Consider the following 20646-nt stretch of genomic DNA (forward strand, 5'->3'; position numbering starts at 1 on the left):
TGCTTCGAATTCACTTCTAGCTGGAAATTTAGACTTTCCTACAGTGTAAAGAAAACTTGCCGATTGACGAGCCCTGCCCTTGGGCGAAGACAGAGGCGTAGCTGCACTTACACTTTGTTCTTAAAATTTCCCACTACATCGAGTTTGCTTCTAGATGGAAATTTAGACTTTCCTACAGTGTAAAATAATTTTTCGAGGTGAAAGAACTTGCGTAAAACTAATCTCATTATTGCAGGCAGCATTATTTTTGTTGTCGCACTCCTACTTGGAGGAATCAGCTATTATCAAGCAACCCGGTTCAATACGCATATTGTGATTAATGACACCAATGTCGGTGGACTAACCGCTGAGCAAGCAATGAAAAAATTAAAGTCATCTGTATTAAAAAATGAGGTCTATATTGGAAAAGAACGAATACTCGATGAAAAAGATACAAAGCTGGGATTCACAAATGAGGACCTGCCAAGCATTAAGAAATTATTAGAAAAACAGCGGACTTTTTTTCCTTCCTCAAAGGCAGTCACATATACACTAGTGCCAAGCAAAGAAGATCAGTATCGAAGCCAGACTTTGAAAAAGCTAGTAGAGGAAAAGCTTACCTCAATGAATCAGAGCTTAAAAGCCCCACAAGATGCGCAAGCCCATTTGGAGCAGAGCAAGGTCACAATTTCTAAAAGCGTTAAGGGGGAGCAATATGATGTTGCCGAACTATTAAAGGATTATGAAAAACAAGAGCATAACAGCACGATTCAGCTGAATGCCGTATACATGCAGCCTATTGAAGCGGATGACCCAATTGTAAAAGAAGAAGAAAAGAAGCTGCAGGATCTCCTTGGACGAACTATTGATTATAAGGTACAAAACCAAGTCTATTCTTTAAAAGCCAGCGAACTCATTAAAAACGCATCAATATCAAAGGATATGCAATATAGCATTGATACAACCGATATTAAAAATAAGATTGCTGAAATTAATTCTTCTCAATCAACACTAAATAAAGATTATACGTTTAAAACACATTTAGGTTCAGTAATATCGGTAAAAGGACAAACCTATGGCTGGGCAATTAATATCGATAAGGAAACGAAGCGAATTCAGGAGTCCTTTGCAAAAGGAGAAACATCACTTTCTGCCTCTAATATTTACGGAGTGGGTTATAGCACGTATGGTATCGGCTATGACAATACAACGAACAATGGTATTGGCAATACATATGCTGAAGTATCCATTTCAGAACAGCGTATTTGGATTTATAAAAACGGGCAATTAGCAGTTACAACTAATGTGGTTACAGGCAAACATGTAACCAATGAAGATACACCACCAGGCGTATGGTATATCATGTATAAAGAATCACCATCCACACTTGAGGGCAGTTCAGTAGGCAATCCGAATTATTCCGTTAAAGTAAACTATTGGGCTCCCTTTACGAACAGCGGCTGCGGGTTCCACGATGCCAGCTGGCGGAAGAACTGGGCAAGTGACGCTTATGTGTCGCAAGGATCAGGGTGCTGTGTCAACACACCGTCAGATGCTATGAAGGCTGTGTATGATAACCTTAGTCAAAACGATCCAGTGGTCGTTTATTAATAAGAAGCAGCAGGGAATCATAAGTGATTTCCTGCTGCTTCTTTCTCTTAAATCATCCATTTTTGCACCAAAATCGTATTTTAAGCTCTTGCCCACTTCTTTCTATATAAAGGATATCTAGCGTACTTCCACATAATATAATACGGCCAATGCCTTGTATCAGCTGCCGAACAATTGACAGTGATAACAGAAAACACTGAATTGACCTTCACACAGTAATAATCACTTTTCCCTGAGCGTGTCCTTCTGCAAAATACTTGAAGGCCTCAGGAACTTCACTCAGCTTATAATGTCTATCAATAACAGGCTTTACTTTACCTGCCTCAAAAAGCTCCTTTAATTCAAGAACATCAGGTGGGCCATATCTGTTATAAACGATTGCCTTCATAAATATTCCCCCTAACCTACTTGGGTTTGATCATTTCATCTCATTAATACATATCGCTAAAAAAACTGTAAAAGACCTTCAAATTATAATGAAGTATCTATAAAGAAGACTCACTCGTAACTACGCTTTATCCTTAAAATCTCCTGCTATATCGGCTTCGCTTCTAGCTGAGATTTATATTTTCTGACAAACGCAAAAAATGCCGTCCTTATCAATAAATTCATGAAAAGGATGGCGTTTTTTTTTTTTCGAAGTATAGCACTAAAATGTCTAAAACAACAGGAAGCGACCTCAAGTATCCTGGTTCATAAAACTTACTGAAAGTTATCGTTAAGCACGAAACTAGAAGTTTTACATCTCCTTTCGAAGACGTGTGCCCACAGGATTGCACACTAAGGGACCGCTCTCGCTCAGTCAATAAGGGATATTCTTGTTCCTTATTACAGGTGTAACCTGTCCCTCCAAAGCTCTCCCTAGCCTTCTTCACGATGTTCCAGCTAGGGAGGGATCTGTTTGAATCATGTATCTATGAAAACGATCTGTGCTATCAGTGCACCTTACTCAGCAATCGGATGTACAATGATGGTGTCAAAAGAAGCCTTCGTTTCTCTTTTCTTGTTTGAAGACTTTGTTTTTCTTGCTTTTGGTGTTACAAGAGTCTGATACACGCGCTTCTTGTAATCATGCCACTGGTAGAAAGCTGCACCTTGTTTTTTCAGTAGTTTGGTTGCTTGTTTTTGCATGGTACTCCATTGCTTCCATTCATTTTGCTCATGGAATGTTTCCAATTGTTTTTTAGTTAATACACACAACAATTTCTTAGGAACCGTTTCACGAAGCCCAGGAATCGCCCGTCTTCCTATGACTAAAGCAGCAGCCGAATGAACATTGACCCGGAAACGAGTTTGATATTTCAATCTTCCAATCACAGAAGTGAATTGTGGTTTTACTTGTACCTGTTTTACGCCATAACGAATACATAGTGTTTCCATGCATTCTAACAGCTTCCGGTAACAGAATTGGTGTGATTTACGTCTTACTTTCTTCGAGACATCTTTGCTATGGATGAATGCAAGATCTTCCATCACCAGAGCTAACTTCTGTTCTACACATGGCCATACCACTTGATGGGCAAGTTCCCAAATGACATTTTCTCGCTTATGGGTTGGGTAATATTGCAATCCGCCTTCACCGAGCCAAGTGAATTTTGTAGGAAATCCTTTTTCATTCATCAAACACAAAGCCAACCCATCAATATTTGTATCTACCGCAAGATAACCATTTATCTTTTCTTGCACAATTGGCTTTTCTTCTGAAACGGTAATTCTCACATGATATTGTCCATCACGTTTTAAAATCTCTACTTGATATGCTTTTCCAGATTCCAATGCTCGTTTCATTACTTCTGGATATTTGCGACCATTTAGTTTTCTTGTTTTCTTAGAGCATTTTGTTGCGATGTATAATGGAATCAAAGTTTTTTCATAGTAAAACTTCTTTCCATTTATCACTTTACGGTTAGAAATCATTTGCAAAGCAAATCCTTCTTCTGTCTCTAGGACACGAAGATTTGGATTCCCCCCCTTTGTTGCATCTCCGCGAGAACTCATACGACCGTTTCGTAATTCGTTCCACTTTTCTTTAGAAAGATTCCCTTTTTGTAATTCCTCAAAGTTTTTACGGCCTCCAAACACAATGGAAGGAAAGGTATGCTGCAAGATGTGCTGTTCATAAAACTGTATCTGTTTCAGCTGACGTTCCATTTTGTTTTGTAAACCTAGCATGTGGAAAGAACGATGGTTTACATTCGGATTCTGTTTGAACCTTTCATACTTTGCTTTTGTGTTCTCATAACGTTCTTTCCACAGCTCATGGTATTCCACCATTAGTGTATGTCTAGCTGTAAGGAGCTCATTTGCATCCGCTACAGCATCTTTAGCAACACGGATGGGATAGCCTGTACGAGAAGATACGTCTTTTTCCAATTGTTGAATGGCTTTTTTACGATCTTCATCCAACTCATGTTCTCGTTCTATTTCTACTAAACGCTTAAAGGAGAAACGGAACATGAAGCTATAGTCAAACATACATTGGTTCACTTCTTGTTTCATCTGTTCTGTCATGTTGATCAGTACACCAAAAATGGTTGTTTTTCTCTCTTTTTTCTTGCTTGTAGACATGTCCGTTTCACCTCTCTTCTACGCAGAACAAATGTTCTTTTATAAGGTATATATTAACAAAAAAACAAGTTAAGTTCAACAGAGAACTTAACTTGTTTTGAATGTATTTTTAGATGTAGGATTCAGTCATTTTAAATAACTTTCGGTAATTTTTTAGCAACTGTTGTATCCTCCTAAGAATCACAAGGTCGCTCACACTATTTTTTATTAGGGGTTTTAAGCTCACTTAATGTATTGTTCGAATAAACCCTATTGCTAAACAGTCATTTTCCAGCTCGATAACGCTAACCAATTTTCCATTTCCTTATAATCCGGGATCATTTTCCCGACAAGGCGCCAAAAGGATCGATCATGATTCAGATGAACCATATGACACATCTCATGAACAACTACGTAGTCAATAACTTCTAACGGCGCCATTGCCAGCTTCCAATTGAATGTTAACTGCTGCCTTGCATTACAGGTTCCCCAGTTACTGTTATTATCAGCAATACGAACAGAACGTGGTTTTGTTTTAAAGTTGCTTTGATAAGACTGAATACTCCTTTCAACTAACATTTTACATTGCTGATAATAAAATCGTTTTAAGGCTTGCTTTACTTTTTCATTCTCAAGCTGTTTCACATATATATGCAGCTTATCCCCTTCAAACACTACATGGTCTTGCTTGATATTTATATCTTGAGAGATCTGTATAGGATATTCCTTTCCTAAATAAAGAAAGCTCTCACCATCATTATAGACCTTCTCCTTTGGCCCAAGCGTTCTATCCCTTATTTCCTTTGATTTTTGCCCAATCCAATCCCACTTTTCCTCTAACAATTGAAGCACATGTTCAAGAGGTGTCCCTTTAGGAGCCTGGACTTCAATATTTCCATAAGCATCTATATAAATAGCCATGGACGTTCGCTTTTTATAAGTTAGATTAAAACTAATTGTTTCACCTAAATATGTATGTATCATTTCATCACCTAGAGTATCCGTTAATGTCGGTTTCGCATTATAACTATACGTGGGATTCGGTTTATTTAAAACCTATACATGGCACAATTAAATTAGAGTAGGATAAAAAATTCCTACTCCAGCCATCGTATCGTTTACTTCTTACAGTGAGCATACATGTGTATTCATTGTGCTCGAATTGTTTTCAGGATCGTTCTCCTAGACAATTCATGCCTACTAATGATAGGAAAGAAGCAATTCACGAACCCTTATCCTCGATATTTTACCGCCAATCCTTTTAAAAAGTTTCTGGCGTATCTGTCACCGCACTCTTTATAATTTTTATGACCTTCTTTTCGTAATAAGGCGCTCAATTCTCCTTTTGTTATCCGGACTCCTACTTCCTCTAATATATCCATTATATCCTCGCTTGTTAATGCAAGTGCTATTTTCAATTTCTTTAAAATCAGATTATTTACGCTTTCAGTACTCTTTACAGACATTGCTGGTTTATCAGGCTGCCCTGGTTTCGAATCTTGTTTGCCTCTTTTAAAAACAATAAAGCCATTTAAAAACGATTCTAACATATTGTTATTGCATTTTATGATATCGTCATTTTCAGCTATATCAGCTTCATTATGGTCATTGTTTTTTAATTTTACGAGCATCTTCCGCACATCTTCTCTTGTTACTTCAATACCGCCAAGCTTAAATATCTCTACCATGTCTGTCTCTTTTATGTCTAGCGCATATCTTACTCTAATTAATATATCATTATTACTTATACTCATCGTGAACCCCCTAAAATGTTGATCATTTGTATAGCATTCAAATTGTATCCTCTAGATACCAGCTTTTATGATTTCGAATACAATCATATCATCAAGAATAGTCCTTAAATAACACTTAAGCTGCTGGCCGTTAAAGTAATACTTTAACACTTTACAGACAGGTTTTATAGTTTTTATTTCACTGTAAGAAAGTATAAATTCCCAGCTAGAAGTTCATTCGACGTGGTCGGAAATATTAGGAGTGCAGTAGATAATATCCTCATTATCTGAATAACCTATCAACAAAATGGGCTTATTAATTAATACATGAACACAAATAGTACTGAGCACACACTTGCAAAAATCACCATATGATGTTAAAAATCCATCTGATGATGGTACGATGAATTATTCCACAAAAATTATAACTAAATCAAATTGTAGCCCAATTAAGTATTAATGTAAGCCGTAATGCAATATTCAAGCATTTCTTCTTAGAAAATGAATAAGTTATCAAAAAAAACTCAAAAATCCTAATATTGATTTAGTTAGTTGGAGTTTGTGGAAGTATTTTTCACTTTACTATTGCTATTTGAATGATATACTGCTACTATAAAGTAGCATTTTAATTTGGAAAGCTTATCATATATCTGGATCTTTCCAAGCAGATAATTTTGACTACTTCCTTAAGGAAGTTAAGGCCATACGGACAGCCGGGTCAAATGCCGATTGGCAACTTTAGTTGCCTTATTGATTGAGTTAAAAGCTCAAATTTTATAAGTTGGTTACTTTACAACCAGTGCATATGCACATCAACTTGTGAAACGGTCAATAAGAGTAGTAAAAGTAATTATTTGCTATATAGACTCTGATCCTGTAATGATATATGATCAATATTAAAAAGCTTTCTGCCATTATGTCTTCGTAATGAATTGGTGGATGTATGCCTATGACCTTTTGTCATGGACATACGTGACTTTTAATATTAATGATTTATATCAAAAGCAAGTGTGTGCGCCATTATGCGTTTTTCACTTGCTTTTTTGTTGTTATAAAATTCTTCTTTGCACTGCAAAATCTATTTAGTTAGGAGATATGAAAATGGGTAAAGCACTTATTATTGGTTGTGGCGGAGTGGCTTCAGTAGCTATCCATAAATGTGTTCAAAACAGTGAGGTATTTGAAGAAATTTGTATCGCAAGTCGTACAAAATCAAAATGTGATGAATTAAAAGCTAAGCTAGATGGCGGCAAAACGAAAATCACTACGGCACAAGTTGATGCAGATAACGTGGATGAATTGATTGCTTTAATTGAAAAAGTAAAACCAGATATCGTTATGAACTTAGCTTTACCGTACCAAGATCTAACTATCATGGATGCTTGTCTTGCAACAAAAACAAACTATTTAGATACAGCAAACTACGAGCCGGAAGATACGGCAAAATTTGAATATAAATGGCAATGGGATTACCGCGAGCGCTTTGAAAAAGCTGGCATTACTGCTCTTTTAGGCAGCGGCTTTGACCCAGGTGTAACAGGCGTATTCTCTGCTTACGCACTGAAACATTATTTCGACGAAATCGAGTATATCGATATTCTTGACTGTAATGCAGGGGATCATGGCTATCCTTTCGCAACAAACTTCAACCCTGAAATCAACATCCGTGAAGTTTCAGCTAACGGCAGATATTGGGAAAACGGTGAGTGGATCGAAACACAGCCAATGGAAATCAAACGTGTTTATAACTTCCCTGAAGTTGGCGAGAAAGATATGTATTTGCTATACCATGAAGAGCTTGAATCTCTTGCAGTAAACATGCCAGGACTTAAACGTATCCGTTTCTTCATGACATTTGGCCAAAGCTACCTTACTCACTTAAAATGTCTTGAAAATGTAGGAATGACTTCTATTGAACCAATTGAATTTGAAGGAAAGCAAATCATCCCGCTTCAGTTCTTGAAAGCTGTGTTACCAGACCCTGCTTCACTTGGACCACGCACAAAAGGTAAAACAAACATCGGTTGTATCTTTAAAGGTAAAAAAGACGGAAAAGATAAAACATATTATGTATACAATGTTTGTGACCATGAAGAATGCTATAGAGAAGTTGGTTCTCAAGCGGTATCCTATACAACAGGCGTTCCTGCGATGATCGGTGCGATGATGCTGATGACTGGAAAATGGAACAAACCAGGCGTATATAACATTGAAGAATTTGATCCAGATCCATTCATGGAAGCACTAAACAAATGGGGTCTTCCATGGAAAGAAGATTTCAATCCAGTTTTAGTGGATGCTGAACCTATTAAAGATAAAGAACAGGAGCTTGTTCGTTAAGATGCGATTTGAAGAATTACCGACACCATGTTATGTAGTTGATGAAGGTCTTGTAGAAAAAAATCTACAGATCTTAAGCGGAGTTATAAAACGTACAGGATGCAAAATCATCTTGGCACAAAAAGCATTTTCGATGTATAAGATGTACCCTCTTGTTGCAGAGTATCTACACGGTACAACAGCAAGCGGATTGTTTGAAGCTCGTCTAGGCTACGAGGAAATGGGCAAAGAGAATCATGTCTTTGCCCCTGCCTACCGTGATGATGAAATTGATGAAATTGCTGATATTTGTGATCATATCATTTTTAACTCCTTCTCACAGTTGGAGAAATTTAAGGATAAAGTGCTGCAAGCTGGCAAAAAGGTCGGCTTGCGCATCAATCCTGAATGCTCCACTCAAGACGGACATGATATTTATGATCCATGCGCAACAGGTTCTCGTTTTGGTGTGACTAAAGAACAGTTTCGTCCCGAACTGCTTGAAGGTGTTTCAGGGCTGCATTTCCACACACTTTGCCAACAGAACTCTGACGATTTAGCAAAAACGCTTGAAGCAGTGGAAGAAAAGTTCGGAGAATGGCTCCCGCAGATGGAATGGATCAACTTTGGCGGCGGTCACCATATCACGAGGGAAGACTATAACATCTCATTGCTTGAAGAATGTATCAAGAAAATGCAGGAGAAATACGGTTTAGAAGTATATCTTGAGCCAGGCGAAGCTGTTGCTCTTAATGCTGGATACCTAATTACAACTGTTCTTGATACAATGAAAAACGGCATTGATATTGCTATTGTTGATACTTCTGCATCTTGTCATATGCCTGATGTGTTGGAAATGCCTTATCGTCCTCCTCTCTTCAATTCAGGGGAAGTCGGAGAAAAGCCATTTCTATATCGACTCGGAGGCCAAACTTGTATGGCAGGCGATGTTATCGGAGACTATTCCTTTGACCAGCCATTAAAACACGGAGATCGCTTGGTATTCGGTGATATGGCAATTTACTCAATGGTAAAAAATACTACGTTCAACGGTATGGCACTCCCAGCAATTGCGATCAAGCATAAAGATGGAGATTGCCAAATTGTTCGTGAGTTTGGATATCAAGATTTCAAAATGAGACTCTCTTAAGAGAATGATAGAAATTATTATCTGAAAGGGAAGCACATCCAGAGGATGTTGCTTCCCTTTTAATATATAGAATCTTTTTGATTAGATAACATGAGTCTTTCAGGCATTTTGTTCACATCAATCATTCATAAAGGCCTCCTCTAAAATCCTTCCTATATACTGACTAGCATTTTGCCGTTAAGGGACCAAGCTATTTTTGTGTTTCTGAATGGGCAATAAGATTCCTCCTGAATCTCATTTCTGGTATTTTTCCCTAGAAATATGCGTTTTGTGCTAATATCTATTTGTTTTCTTCTATTATCCTAATTCCCGTGTATGCTATATTTGTAAGCTTGACACTCCCACAGCTGAAGCAGTGGGATTCTAGACCCCACGCCGTTAGACATAACGTTTCTCAACGGTCAATCTGTGCTGTCAGGTTTTCCTACGTCGTTTGAACCTTCGATTCAAAAAGGATGTACCTCTTACTGCTCGGTACCCATTAGGCTATCATCGACTGCCCATCGACGAAAATTCTCAGCCCTTCAGCCAAGATATTCTTCGCAGCATTTACGTCTCTATCATGAATTGTATTGCATTCTGAACATGTCCATTTTCGAACTCCTAAGTTCTTTACTTCTGGATTCTTATATCCACAACATGAACATAATTGAGTAGAAGCAAAATTGGAGCCTACGACGACAAGTGTTTTACCATACCACTTACACTTATATTCCAACATACGTCGAAACTCAAACCAAGAGACTTCAGATATTGCTTTTGCCAATTTCCCATTCTTGAGCATATTCTTCACACGAAGGTCTTCTATGCATATCACTTGGTTTTCGTGAACAAGCGAAGAAGTTATCTTGTGCAGGAAATCTGTACGAGCATTGACTATTTTTTCATGAATTTTCGCTACCTTTTTGTGTTGTTTATTCCAATTAGAGCTGTTGTATTTCCGTCTTGATAGAACCTGTTGTGCTTTTATTAGTTTGTCTTCTAGCTTCCGAAGCCACTTTGGATTTTCAATTTTTGCTCCATCGGAAAATGTAGCAAAATCTTTTAATCCAACATCTATACCCACTTGAAAGAGTGAAGGTTGTACAAATTCAATTTCTTGTTCTGTTAGGAGCGAAATAAAATACTTTCCTGTTACATTCATACTCACTGTAGCAGATAAAATTCTCCCTTTTACTTGTTGGGTGGAAACAAATTCAATGAGCCCTAACTTTGGGATTTTCATAAAACGATTTTGTTCAATTCGAATAGTTGGACCACTTTTACTATAGTTACATTTGGAAGTGTAGGAATGCACCTCATTTTTCTTACTTTTAAACTTAGGTTTCCCTTTTTTCTTTTGGTAGTATTGTTTAAAAGATTCCCCTAAATCTTGGAGGGAGTTTTGCAAAGCAGTAGAATCCGCTTCTTTCAACCACTCCAATTGTTTCTTAAGTTCTGTTAATTCTTTTTGTTCTTTAGATGCATTAAAAAAATCTGATTTCCACTGATTCTCAAGAAGTTGCCCATTTTGGACCATATTCTCTGTTATATGCCAATACGCATCTTTTTTCTTCTGACTTCCTAAAGCTAGGTTCCAAATATAGCGACAACATCCTAATGTTTTGTGTATTAACACTCGCTGTTCTTCAGTTGGATAGATTCTAAACTTATATCCCTTGTGTATTTTCATTCTTTCACCTCCAGCACATATGTTCTGTATATATTATACAAAACAAGAAAATATTTGAAAAGTATTTTTAATAGAAAAAAATCAAACAATTGACGTACCTAAGGATACACCTTTGTTTGACCTCACTTTCATCCCACCACTAAAGGAGTGGGCTTTCCCGTTCGGAAAATCTGTAATCAACACAAATTCCTGAAAATCATGACGATGCACTGGAACAGATTCCATCGTATGGAATACTTCCAAAGCGATGGCACTCTTATCGGTAGATTTGAAAGAAACATATGGGATGATACCGATCACTCCTTGCTGTCTGTCGATTGGTATGCTAATTATAAATTATTTACAGGAGGAACACGAGATGAAAATTAGCTTTAATGAAGGTTGCAACCGTTTCTGTGAAGATCATTCTGTATTGAAGGATTTAGAGCTATGTGAAAAGTATGGTTTTGACTACATTGACATTCAATCCGAATGTCTTGACCGTGACCTTACAGCTGGAAAGTTCACCATTGAACAGTTAGGAGATTGGTTTAAGTCCCATAACCTTACTATGCTGTCCTACAATGCCCTGAAATTCTTTAACATGAAGCAGACTCAGGCGGAAAAAGATGCAGTTATGGCAGAGTTAGATGAAATTATTAATCGCTGCCTCATTCTGGACTGCAAGATGATTGTTGTCGTTCCTAGTGAAAATATGACAGTCCATGCAACCAGAGCGGAAATTCGTACAGATGCAGTTGCTGTCCTAAAAGAAATGGTTAAAAAGGTTGAGCCTCATGGCATCAAACTGTCCATTGAGTTCTGCGGCAGCCCAGGTATGACGATCAATCGCTTCGAGGATACATACGCAATTGTGCAAGAGGTAGATTCTCCACTGGTCGGCGTTACGCTTGATCAATATCATTTCCATGCTATGGCTTCCGAATGGGCAGCGCTAGAAAAGGCAAACGGAAAAAAGATTTTTGTATGGCATCTGAACGACACGGAAGACATGCCGTGCGGGGCAGCATACAACACCGACGAAAAGCGCCTTTGGCCGGGTGATTCACGAGGATGTCTTGATCATAAACGCTATGCCGACACTCTCAAAAAGATTGGCTTTGAAGGAAACTGCTGCACTGTTGAAGTATTCCGTCCAGACTATTATGAGTTAACTCAGGAAGAAAATGTGCGAACAGCGGCAGAGGTCACTCGTTCTCATGTGGAAAAGTATTGGGACCAACCGGTAGCCTCCCCCTCCCTTTCCTGATTTACTAACTAATCTTCTTCGAGTAGAAGACATTATTTAAATCTAAAATTTTATACTTTCTCATAAAGAAAACTCGCTGATTGGCGAGCCCTGCCCCCGGGCGAAGACAGAGGCGTAGTTGCACTTATACTGTATTCCTAACATTTCTCACTACGTCGAATTGTCTTCTAGCTAGAAATTTATACTTTCTTAAAGTGTAAAAAATCTCTCTGCGAAGCAGGGAGATTTCTTTGTATACACAATCGTATCTAGTTTATTTTAAAATCACAGCCCTCCACATGATTCTGGTGAAAACACTTGATGTACATATAAACAGCCAAGAAATTTCCTAGTAGAACTATTTTATGCTGGAAAGCCGAATAGTTGATGAACAAGGCTCACTCAGCCTCGGACAGACCTTTCCCCTTAAAAAATATCCCTTTCCTCCTACCAAAGACCATATGTTTACAGAGGTTTTAGCTATACTTGATAACACTTAGCCAATGTTTTATTATTTCGTTCCACAACACGAGCTAAGTTATACTCATAAATTGGCACTTCCTCTGGAGTAAGCTGAGACGGGATTAATAGATCTGCCATATGCTGCAGGTCTTGCAGGAGTCGCATCATTAAATCTGAAGCGTAAATAGACTTTCCAAGCAATTCTGAGAGGGATGCCATCGTTGTTGGGACAATACTTGGATACACGAACTTCGTTTGTTCCCCTTTTAAGGAAATCCTATAAAAATCACGAATGAGAGCCGCGCGGGCAGAACCGCTTCCCGTTGCGCATAAATAAATTTGCACAGCAATGCCTCCACGAGTACGACGCTGTGAAATGCCAGCAAACTTTTTGGATTGAATGCTTAAATCATAGCTGCCCGGACAATACGAACCTATAATTTCCTTTGCTTCAACTCTAGTATTGTAGTCCTTCAGCATCCTTTGGATAAGGTTCCACATCGCATCGTAGCCGCGGTTAATATCAATGTTATTCCCTGTCTCACGCAGAATAAGAGATACGTTAAGTACTCCTTCATCAAGTACGACCGCCAGACCTCCAGAATTGCGCACAACAACGTTATATCCTTGCTTTTGTAAGAACTGTACTCCCTCTTGGAGATAGGGAAGCCTCGTATCTTGAATACCAAGAACGATAGTATTATGATGAACCCACGAACGAATAGTGGCAGGGGAACTACCACTTCCAACAGTTGTACATAACGTATCTTCCACCGCAAAGGATTGAAGCGGATGAAACTGTGAACCCAAGTTTGATTGATCGATAATACGCCACTTAGGCTGAAATAAGATAGAATGAGAATTGTTCATGCTAGTGCTCCTTTTTATCAGATAAAGCAAGAAGCCTTCCATTCGGAAGACCCCTGCAACATATTTAACATTTAAAATTTCATTTCGTAAGATTTAAGACTGTCACTTTTTCACGGGTCATAGATTCAAGACCTTTGCGAACACCTTGTGCGCCCATACCGGAACCTTTAACTCCAATAAACGGGAAATGATCCGGTCCTCGTTCTGTACGTCCGTTAATTTGGACAGATCCTGCTTCAATCTGATTCGCAATCGCAAAGGCTCTATTAATATCTTTTGTAAAAATACTTGCTTGCAAACCAAATTCGGACTCATTCGCAAGTCTAATTGCTTCTTCATCAGAAGACACGTGGATAACCGGTAATACAGGCCCAAACGGCTCTTCCCAAGCTACGCGCATATCAACTGTGACATGATCTAGAAGAGTAGGGTAGATTAAATTATCTTCCCGCTTGTTTCCCGTCACAAGTGTTGCCCCTTTTTCAAGTGCATCCTCAATTAGGCCTTGAACAAAATCTGCTGATCCGGTATCAATTAATGGCACAACCGTACTTCCTTCTTCCGGAGAACCAACGGATAATCTTTCTACTTCTTGTTTTAAAATCTCCAAGAATTCATTTGCCACACCTTCATGTACCAGTACACGCTTAATCGCTGTGCAGCGCTGACCGGAATAAGAGAATGCTCCACTAATAATCTGTTTAGCCGCTTCTTGTAAATCCGCATCCTCACATACAATACCAGGGTCTTTACCGCCTAGTTCCAGTACAAGTGGAATCATGGCCGCCTTTTTTGCTAACTGAGTACCTGTATTGGTACCGCCGGTAAAGGAGATCATATTAATTCCTTTATGTTCGACTAGATAGTCACCAATCACAGATCCCCGACCTGTTACTAGATTCACAAGACCTTTAGGAAGGCCTGCCTTGTGAAGTGCCTCTATCATTTTAATACCGCTAATTGTACCTTGGGTCGCAGGTTTAAAGATGACAGCATTTCCTGAAATAAGTGCTGGTGCTAGTTTGGCAGCAGCTAGGTTTACTGGATAGTTAAACGGTGGAATGGCGAGTACTACACCTAATGGAACGCGCTCAATAATTGCAACTTTTGATTTAGAACCTCCCGGGAAACTGTCTCCCTTCATGCTTTCGCCATGCATATGAAGAGCCTCTTCCACTGTATAACGAATTAGGTCTGCTGTCCGTGCAACTTCACTCTTCGCATCTTTTAAACTTTTGCCGACCTCTTTCATAATAACCTCAGCAATTTCATCTTGCATGCCTATTAATTCATTTGCCCATTGATACAGATATGTTGCACGCTCTTGTAAGGAAACTTCCTTCCAAGTTTTTTGCGCCTCCTGTGCGAAAGAAATAGCTTCATCTATCTCTTCTCTTGTAATAGCCTGTACCCTTCCAATCAGATCAAGAGAATACGGTGAATAAATCTCAATCGTCTGTTGGGAGCTGCTCTCTTTCCATTTTCCATTTATAAAGAACTTATGAGTTGTTACATTCACTGAAGCTGACAATACAGATACCATAAGTATCCCTCCTCTAAATCCCTTATATATAACTTTTTAAATTTTCAGTCTCTTAACTTGTAAAAAAATTGAATCGGAATCAGCAAATTTCTTTTCAATTCCGATTCAATTCCTATCTAATATGCACTTTATATTTATTGCATATGTCAAAAGTATTGCTCAATTGAATGGCTATTTTAATTCACATTAGAACCGACTGCTCTCTTAAGATTACTTATATCTGTAGATTCAGTTTCCTTCTGTTTAGGAAGTGTAATGAATTTCATTAGGAATGCACTGAGCAAATACAACGCTGTATAAATCCAGATAACACCTGATACACCTAAACTTCCAATGAAGACACCTACGATTGCAGGGCCCACAAATGTACTTAAACCTGCTCCAAGATTCAGAATTGACATTGCAGCTCCCTTATTATCTGGAGCTAATGAAGGAACCAAAGCCGATAGCGGGACATAAGCGGCTAGACATGCTCCAAAACAAGCTGCAACAATTGTTGTGGCTAAATAATTTGGTCCCATAATAGCAGGAATATAGTAAAATGCCGCAGTAGAGATTGCACAGCCTACTCCACCAAACCACATAACCGTCTTGTTCCAACCTATCTTATCTCCAACAATCCCAAAAATTAAGTTAAAGAAAATATTACTTGTCCAAAGTGCTCCGTAAATTTGTAGCCATTCAGCTCGTGTAAAACCTACTTCCATCATATAAGCTGGCATAAATACAACGAATCCATATGCGCCTGCTGTATTAATGGTTCTTACAATACAGCCCAACCCAATTTTTGGATTTTCAAAAGCAATAGTGATACCTTTTGAAAGGTATTTAATCACATCTGTTTTAGCTTCAAATTTATTTTGCTTCTCAGAGTCTTCTTTATTTAAGAGAATGGCAATTGTAGCACCCAAGAGAACAAAAATTAATGCGCTCCAAAGTGTGTTAATTTCTCCTAAAATTGAGAGAACAACACTAGAATAAAATGCACCCAAAACGTTTAACCCTGCCGCAAATGCAAACCAGAACCAACCTACAGCTGTCGCAAGTTTTTCACTTGGAGCATAATACGTAATCCAAACTAAAAATGAATATGCAAACAAAGGATAACCAAGACCTCTTAGAGAATATGTTGGAATCATAATAGCAAGATTCATCTGATTAAGCCCAAGTGTTATAAAAAGAGTTGTTCCCACTATAAATAAAAACAACCCTAGAGTCATTGCTTTTCGCGGTCCTAAAATTTCAGCAAGTACACCAGAAAGCCAAGCTGCAATCGCAGCTGCAAAACCATACACAGAAAATAACAAAGCGGACTGTTGTACTGTTAAACCTTTATCCATTAAATATGAAGAAAGCCATCCTTGTTCAAGACCATCTCCCATCATAAACAGCATAACTCCAATAAATCCTAAAGCCATTTTAGAATCCAAACCAACCTTATTTAACACGCTATTCATAAACAAATTCCCCCACTTCTCCTTAATAACAGGTTCCCAGCTACCTAGGAATCTGTTCCTTAAGCGCACTAACTTATATTTTCACGTTTAGAATTTAGATTGAGTTTCTAAATATGATTTGTGATAAAACATTAATACTCAGAATCATTTTTCCTTCTACACAGATGATCTAGAGAGATGAGCTTCCCCACCCCCGTTGAAAGCCCTCACATTTTAGTGTTCAACTTATTGACTCAAACCCACTTGAACCAAGTAACGGTGATAAAATTGGAACTGCACAAATGAGAGATAAAATCAAAAGACCTCAAATGTCCCTGCAAGAGGTGATACAAATTTTGTAATAAGATCTCCTATTTCCATGAATACAATAATCCTAATAGTAATACTAACCAAAGTCATAAAAAGCAGGATATGCTTGTTAAACTGTTTCACGTGTCGCCTAATAAAAGATTCCAACGACACTGCTTATACTTCTTCCATTTTTTTAATGATTGGTTCTTTTGAGGTTTCTGTGATGTATACTTAGTTACTTTTTGTTTCGTCTGTTCTTTTATCCATTTCAAATTCAAAGGAGCAGGATTAGAAATGCTTTATGTTTGCATTTGTGCACGCTTACAATTTCATCTGTACTTTCTTGAAGAAGTTCAATATTCTTCCTTTTAATACGTGATACGAAATTATGTTCTTTAATAAAATGCATAAGTAGCCCTGATGGTGATGCAGGCAGTAAATTATCATCATCACTCCCATTTTAAGATAAGCGCCACAACGTGCAGTTCTGCCACAGTCAATAATTACACAAGCCATTTCGTTACTGGGAATAGATGCTTTTGAACCATCTATAACCCCTACACCTGTTAACTCAGCAATTCATTGTGCATTTGGATAGATTCTTCCCCTTGTCATGGAAATGAATTTCCCAAATATCTATCACCCCTTTTATCAAAATTTACAACAAGTTAATTTTGATAAAATTATAGATTTTTTTCACGTTAATTGTCAATAAAATTTTGAAAACCATTGTTTTTACTCTCAAAAATTATAATTTGAATTACTTAATTTTTAAGTATATAAAGTTCCCGGCTTGCAATACATTCAAAAATCAAACACGAACGCTTCCTCCTCTACAACTACCTGTGAATTATTTTATGGAGTTTGAAGCACTGAAATTCTAAAGGATAGTAGAGGATTCTTGTTTAATACAATTGCTACTTGGTATAATAAATGTACCTGTGTAAATAAAGAGGGGATTATATGTTAGGTTCGGAAGAAAAACGTCAATTAGTGAGGATTGCTAACTTATACTATATAGAGGGCTGGACACAAGGGAAAATAGCAAAAAAATTTGGTGTGTCTCGACCTTTTATTTGTAGATTATTACAAAAGGCAAAAGATAGTGGGATTGTAGAAGTATATATTAAGGACGAAAGTATACATACTGTTGAATTAGAACAACAACTGAAGGATAAATATAAATTACAGGATGCTGTAGTAGTATCCACCGAAGGGATTGCACCCGAAACAGTAAGAAGGGCTGTAGGCCAAGCCGGAGCCTATTACCTCTCCAAAAATCTTGAGAACACAAAACAAATTGGGATCTCTTGGGGGGAAACCTTATCAGCGTTCGTGAAGGAATATCCTTTTGAAGAAAGAGAAGAAATAAATGTTGTCCCCCTGGTAGGTGGCATAGGAACAAAGCATATCGAAATACATGCCAATCAATTAGCATATGAATTAGCAAAAAAGCTGCACGGAACAAGTTCATACTTATATGCCCCAGCCATTGTAGAAACAGCAGAGCTAAAAGAGTATCTTTTAGAAATACCAGATATTAAAATGGTTCTTGAGAAGGGACACAATGTAGATATAGCTCTTATTAGTGTAGGAAACCCCTATAAAGATTCTACAATGAGAAATCTTGGATATTTACAAGACGAAGATTTACAGCAATTCCGTAAGATCGGCATTGCAGGTGATATTGCTTCCCGTTTCTTTGATGCATCAGGAAATGCAGTTGACCATCCTTTAAATCATAGAACCATTGGTCTACCATTAGAGCAATTAAGACAAATTAAGAAGGTCGTTGGGATAGTTGAAGGAGTTCATAAATCAGAGAGCATATCAGCAGCTTTAAAGGGCTCTTATATAGATGTACTGATTATAGATGAACACGCAGCTTCAGCTCTTATAAGAGAACAGTAAGGGTTTAATTCAAAAGTCACTTAAGGTGATGATTGAATTAAACCCTTTTACTTTTTGTTCAAATCTAATAACAAAACGATTTTTTCCTTCTAAGCAAATTCACTGAAGAAATTTAGATGTTGACAATTTTTGTAGTAAAGCTCTATAATCTTAACAAAAGTAACAAACAGTAACTTTTGTTAAGATGCTATTAGTGTTCATATTCTACAGAAAAATTTTTATTAAGCTTTGTAATCGCTTGCTTATAAAGTTTCTTTTGCATAAGAAATACACCGGAAGAAACAAACATTTTGAATCATAAATACTAAAGTAGGCATAACAAGTAGAACTGTTTTTACTAAAGCGACGAAGCAAAGTTTCAAAGTCATTTTTTATCACAAAATTATTGGAGGGGGCTAGTTTTATGTTGGGATTGAATTATAAATTAAGAGAGTTAGAGAAATTGGGCAGGGAAATACGCGTTGGATTAATTGGTTGTGGACAAATGGGGAGAGGAATGATTTCACAAATTGAAAGTATGAAAGGTATGCGTGTTGTTGCAACAGCAGATCTTCATACTACATTCATTCAACAAGCCTACATTAAGGCAGGAGTAAACGAACAATCCATTGTAATAACAAATGAGCTCGAAGAAGCGGAAAAAGCAATTGAGCAAGGAAAAGTTATCGGAACTGTGTATAGTGAATTAGTTACTAGCTTACCTAGTGTAGATGTAATTGTAGACGCAACAGGTGTTCCAAATATTGGAGCTGAAATTGCTTGGAAAGCAATCTTAAATAAAAAACATATTGTTATGCTTAATGTAGAAGCTGACGTAACAGTTGGTCCACTGTTAAAGAAAATGGCAGATGCAAGCGGAGTAGTTTATACAGGTTCTGCAGGTGATGAGCCAGGAGCGGTTATGGAATTATACGATTTTGCAGATGCAATTGGTTTTGAAATCATTGCATTAGGAAAAGGTAAAAATAACCCGTTAGATCATGCTGCAAATCCAGCTTCTGCAGAGGCGGAAGCAAAGGCAAAGGGAGCTAGTCCAAAAATGATTGCCTCGTTCCAAGATGGAACAAAAACAATGGTAGAAATGAATGCAGTTGCGAATGCAACAGGATTCCTGCCAGATGTTGCTGGTATGCACGGTCCTACAGGAACAGTTCAAGATCTTCCAGGGTTATTCCAGCTTAAAGAAGATGGAGGAATTCTAAATAAAAAAGGTATTGTTGACTATGTAAACGGAGTAGCTCCAGGTGTATTTGCTATTATCTCTACTGATAAGCCAGAAGTTCACCATGAAATGAATTATTTAAAAATGGGCGATGGTCCAAACTATATCCTATACCGACCATACCACTTAACAAGCTTAGAAACACCGCTTTCTGTTGCTCGTGCATACTTCCATAAGGAAGCGACAATTGCTCCATGGGCAGGCCTGCAAGCAGAAACAGTAGCTGTAGCAAAAGTGGATTTAGAGCCCGGTTCTCGCCTTGATGGTATCGGAGGCTTTACTGTTTACGGAAAACTATTATCCCAAAGTGAATCTTCTAGCGCAAATGCACTGCCTATCGGTTTAGTGGATGCAAATGTTGTTGTGACTCGTCCTGTGAAAAAAGGAGAAATCATCACATTTGATGATATTGAACAGGAAAAAGAATCCATGATTTGGAAATTACGTTCATTGCAAGCACAGAGTATTAAAAAGCCTGCAGTGGAAACAAAACCTGTTTTGGTATAACTGAAAAATCCATAGTAGACATGCAAGAATCACATGTCTTTCAGCCTAGAATTACATCCCATGACTATATGAATTCCTGTTATTGTCTCGATATATTAACTTGGATATGTATGAATTAAACATTTTATGGGAGAGATAATAAGG

General features: G+C 37.8%; 15 protein-coding genes and 1 pseudogene. 6 read left to right on the plus strand and 10 right to left on the minus strand.

The window, feature by feature from the left end; genetic code table 11:
- Nucleotides 1-207: 207 nt before the first annotated feature.
- Nucleotides 208-1590, plus strand: a complete 1383-nt coding sequence (locus tag EP737_RS21140; protein WP_129730716.1) for a L,D-transpeptidase family protein — start codon at nt 208-210, stop codon at nt 1588-1590.
- A gap of 208 nt (nt 1591-1798) precedes the next feature.
- Here the strand turns inward: EP737_RS21140 and EP737_RS21145 are convergent, their stop codons facing one another.
- From EP737_RS21145 to EP737_RS21160, 4 genes are all read right to left on the minus strand, one after another.
- The gene (locus EP737_RS21145; protein ID WP_129730718.1) at nt 1799-1978 is read right to left on the minus strand and encodes a zinc-binding dehydrogenase; all 180 of its coding nucleotides are present in this window, start codon (nt 1976-1978) and stop codon (nt 1799-1801) included.
- Between the two features lie 557 nt (nt 1979-2535).
- Nucleotides 2536-4158: an IS200/IS605 family accessory protein TnpB-related protein gene (locus tag EP737_RS21150; RefSeq protein WP_129730720.1), complete on the minus strand. Its 1623-nt coding sequence runs from the start codon at nt 4156-4158 to the stop codon at nt 2536-2538.
- A 255-nt stretch (nt 4159-4413) separates the two neighbouring features.
- Nucleotides 4414-5121: a M48 family metallopeptidase gene (locus EP737_RS21155; RefSeq protein ID WP_129730722.1), complete on the minus strand. Its 708-nt coding sequence runs from the start codon at nt 5119-5121 to the stop codon at nt 4414-4416.
- Between the two features lie 248 nt (nt 5122-5369).
- Nucleotides 5370-5891 carry a YehS family protein gene (locus EP737_RS21160; RefSeq protein WP_129730724.1) on the minus strand — a complete coding sequence of 174 codons (522 nt, stop codon included), beginning with the start codon at nt 5889-5891 and terminating at the stop codon, nt 5370-5372.
- 1080 nt (nt 5892-6971) lie between these two features.
- Between EP737_RS21160 and EP737_RS21165 the strand changes: the two genes are divergently transcribed.
- Complete coding sequence (locus EP737_RS21165) at nt 6972-8210, plus strand: saccharopine dehydrogenase family protein (protein ID WP_129730726.1); 1239 nt, start codon at nt 6972-6974, stop codon at nt 8208-8210.
- Nucleotide 8211: 1 nt separating this feature from the next.
- The gene (gene nspC, locus EP737_RS21170) at nt 8212-9339 is read left to right on the plus strand and encodes a carboxynorspermidine decarboxylase (RefSeq protein ID WP_129730728.1); all 1128 of its coding nucleotides are present in this window, start codon (nt 8212-8214) and stop codon (nt 9337-9339) included.
- A gap of 481 nt (nt 9340-9820) precedes the next feature.
- Here nspC and tnpB read toward each other — a convergent pair whose 3' ends face one another.
- Together tnpB and EP737_RS25765 are read right to left on the minus strand one after the other, a co-directional pair.
- Nucleotides 9821-11011 carry an IS200/IS605 family element RNA-guided endonuclease TnpB gene (gene tnpB, locus EP737_RS21175; RefSeq protein ID WP_129730730.1) on the minus strand — a complete coding sequence of 397 codons (1191 nt, stop codon included), beginning with the start codon at nt 11009-11011 and terminating at the stop codon, nt 9821-9823.
- A gap of 81 nt (nt 11012-11092) precedes the next feature.
- Nucleotides 11093-11236 (minus strand): hypothetical protein, encoded by a 144-nt coding sequence (locus tag EP737_RS25765; protein WP_205650995.1) that lies wholly within the window; start codon nt 11234-11236, stop codon nt 11093-11095.
- A 133-nt stretch (nt 11237-11369) separates the two neighbouring features.
- On the opposite strand from EP737_RS25765, the gene EP737_RS21180 reads away from it, so the two are divergent.
- Nucleotides 11370-12260, plus strand: coding sequence for a sugar phosphate isomerase/epimerase family protein (locus tag EP737_RS21180; protein WP_165350881.1), 891 nt, complete (start codon nt 11370-11372; stop codon nt 12258-12260).
- 459 nt (nt 12261-12719) lie between these two features.
- On the opposite strand, the gene lipL is transcribed toward EP737_RS21180, so the two are convergent.
- The 4 genes and pseudogenes from lipL to EP737_RS26965 all read right to left on the minus strand — a co-directional run bounded on the left by lipL (nt 12720) and on the right by EP737_RS26965 (nt 17441).
- Nucleotides 12720-13571 carry an octanoyl-[GcvH]:protein N-octanoyltransferase gene (lipL, locus tag EP737_RS21185; protein WP_129730734.1) on the minus strand — a complete coding sequence of 284 codons (852 nt, stop codon included), beginning with the start codon at nt 13569-13571 and terminating at the stop codon, nt 12720-12722.
- Nucleotides 13572-13650: 79 nt separating this feature from the next.
- Nucleotides 13651-15114: an NADP-dependent glyceraldehyde-3-phosphate dehydrogenase gene (locus tag EP737_RS21190; protein WP_129730736.1), complete on the minus strand. Its 1464-nt coding sequence runs from the start codon at nt 15112-15114 to the stop codon at nt 13651-13653.
- Nucleotides 15115-15290: 176 nt separating this feature from the next.
- Complete coding sequence (locus tag EP737_RS21195) at nt 15291-16571, minus strand: MFS transporter (protein WP_129730738.1); 1281 nt, start codon at nt 16569-16571, stop codon at nt 15291-15293.
- A 565-nt stretch (nt 16572-17136) separates the two neighbouring features.
- Nucleotides 17137-17441, minus strand: a pseudogene (locus EP737_RS26965) (hypothetical protein).
- Between the two features lie 384 nt (nt 17442-17825).
- On the opposite strand from EP737_RS26965, the gene EP737_RS21210 reads away from it, so the two are divergent.
- Nucleotides 17826-18773: a sugar-binding transcriptional regulator gene (locus tag EP737_RS21210; RefSeq protein ID WP_129730742.1), complete on the plus strand. Its 948-nt coding sequence runs from the start codon at nt 17826-17828 to the stop codon at nt 18771-18773.
- Nucleotides 18774-19176: 403 nt separating this feature from the next.
- Nucleotides 19177-20502 (plus strand): NAD(P)H-dependent oxidoreductase, encoded by a 1326-nt coding sequence (locus EP737_RS21215; RefSeq protein WP_129730744.1) that lies wholly within the window; start codon nt 19177-19179, stop codon nt 20500-20502.
- The last annotated feature ends 144 nt before the right edge of the window (nt 20503-20646 follow it).

The organism is Ectobacillus funiculus, assembly GCF_004138295.1.
GTDB lineage: Bacteria > Bacillota > Bacilli > Bacillales > Bacillaceae_G > Ectobacillus > Ectobacillus funiculus.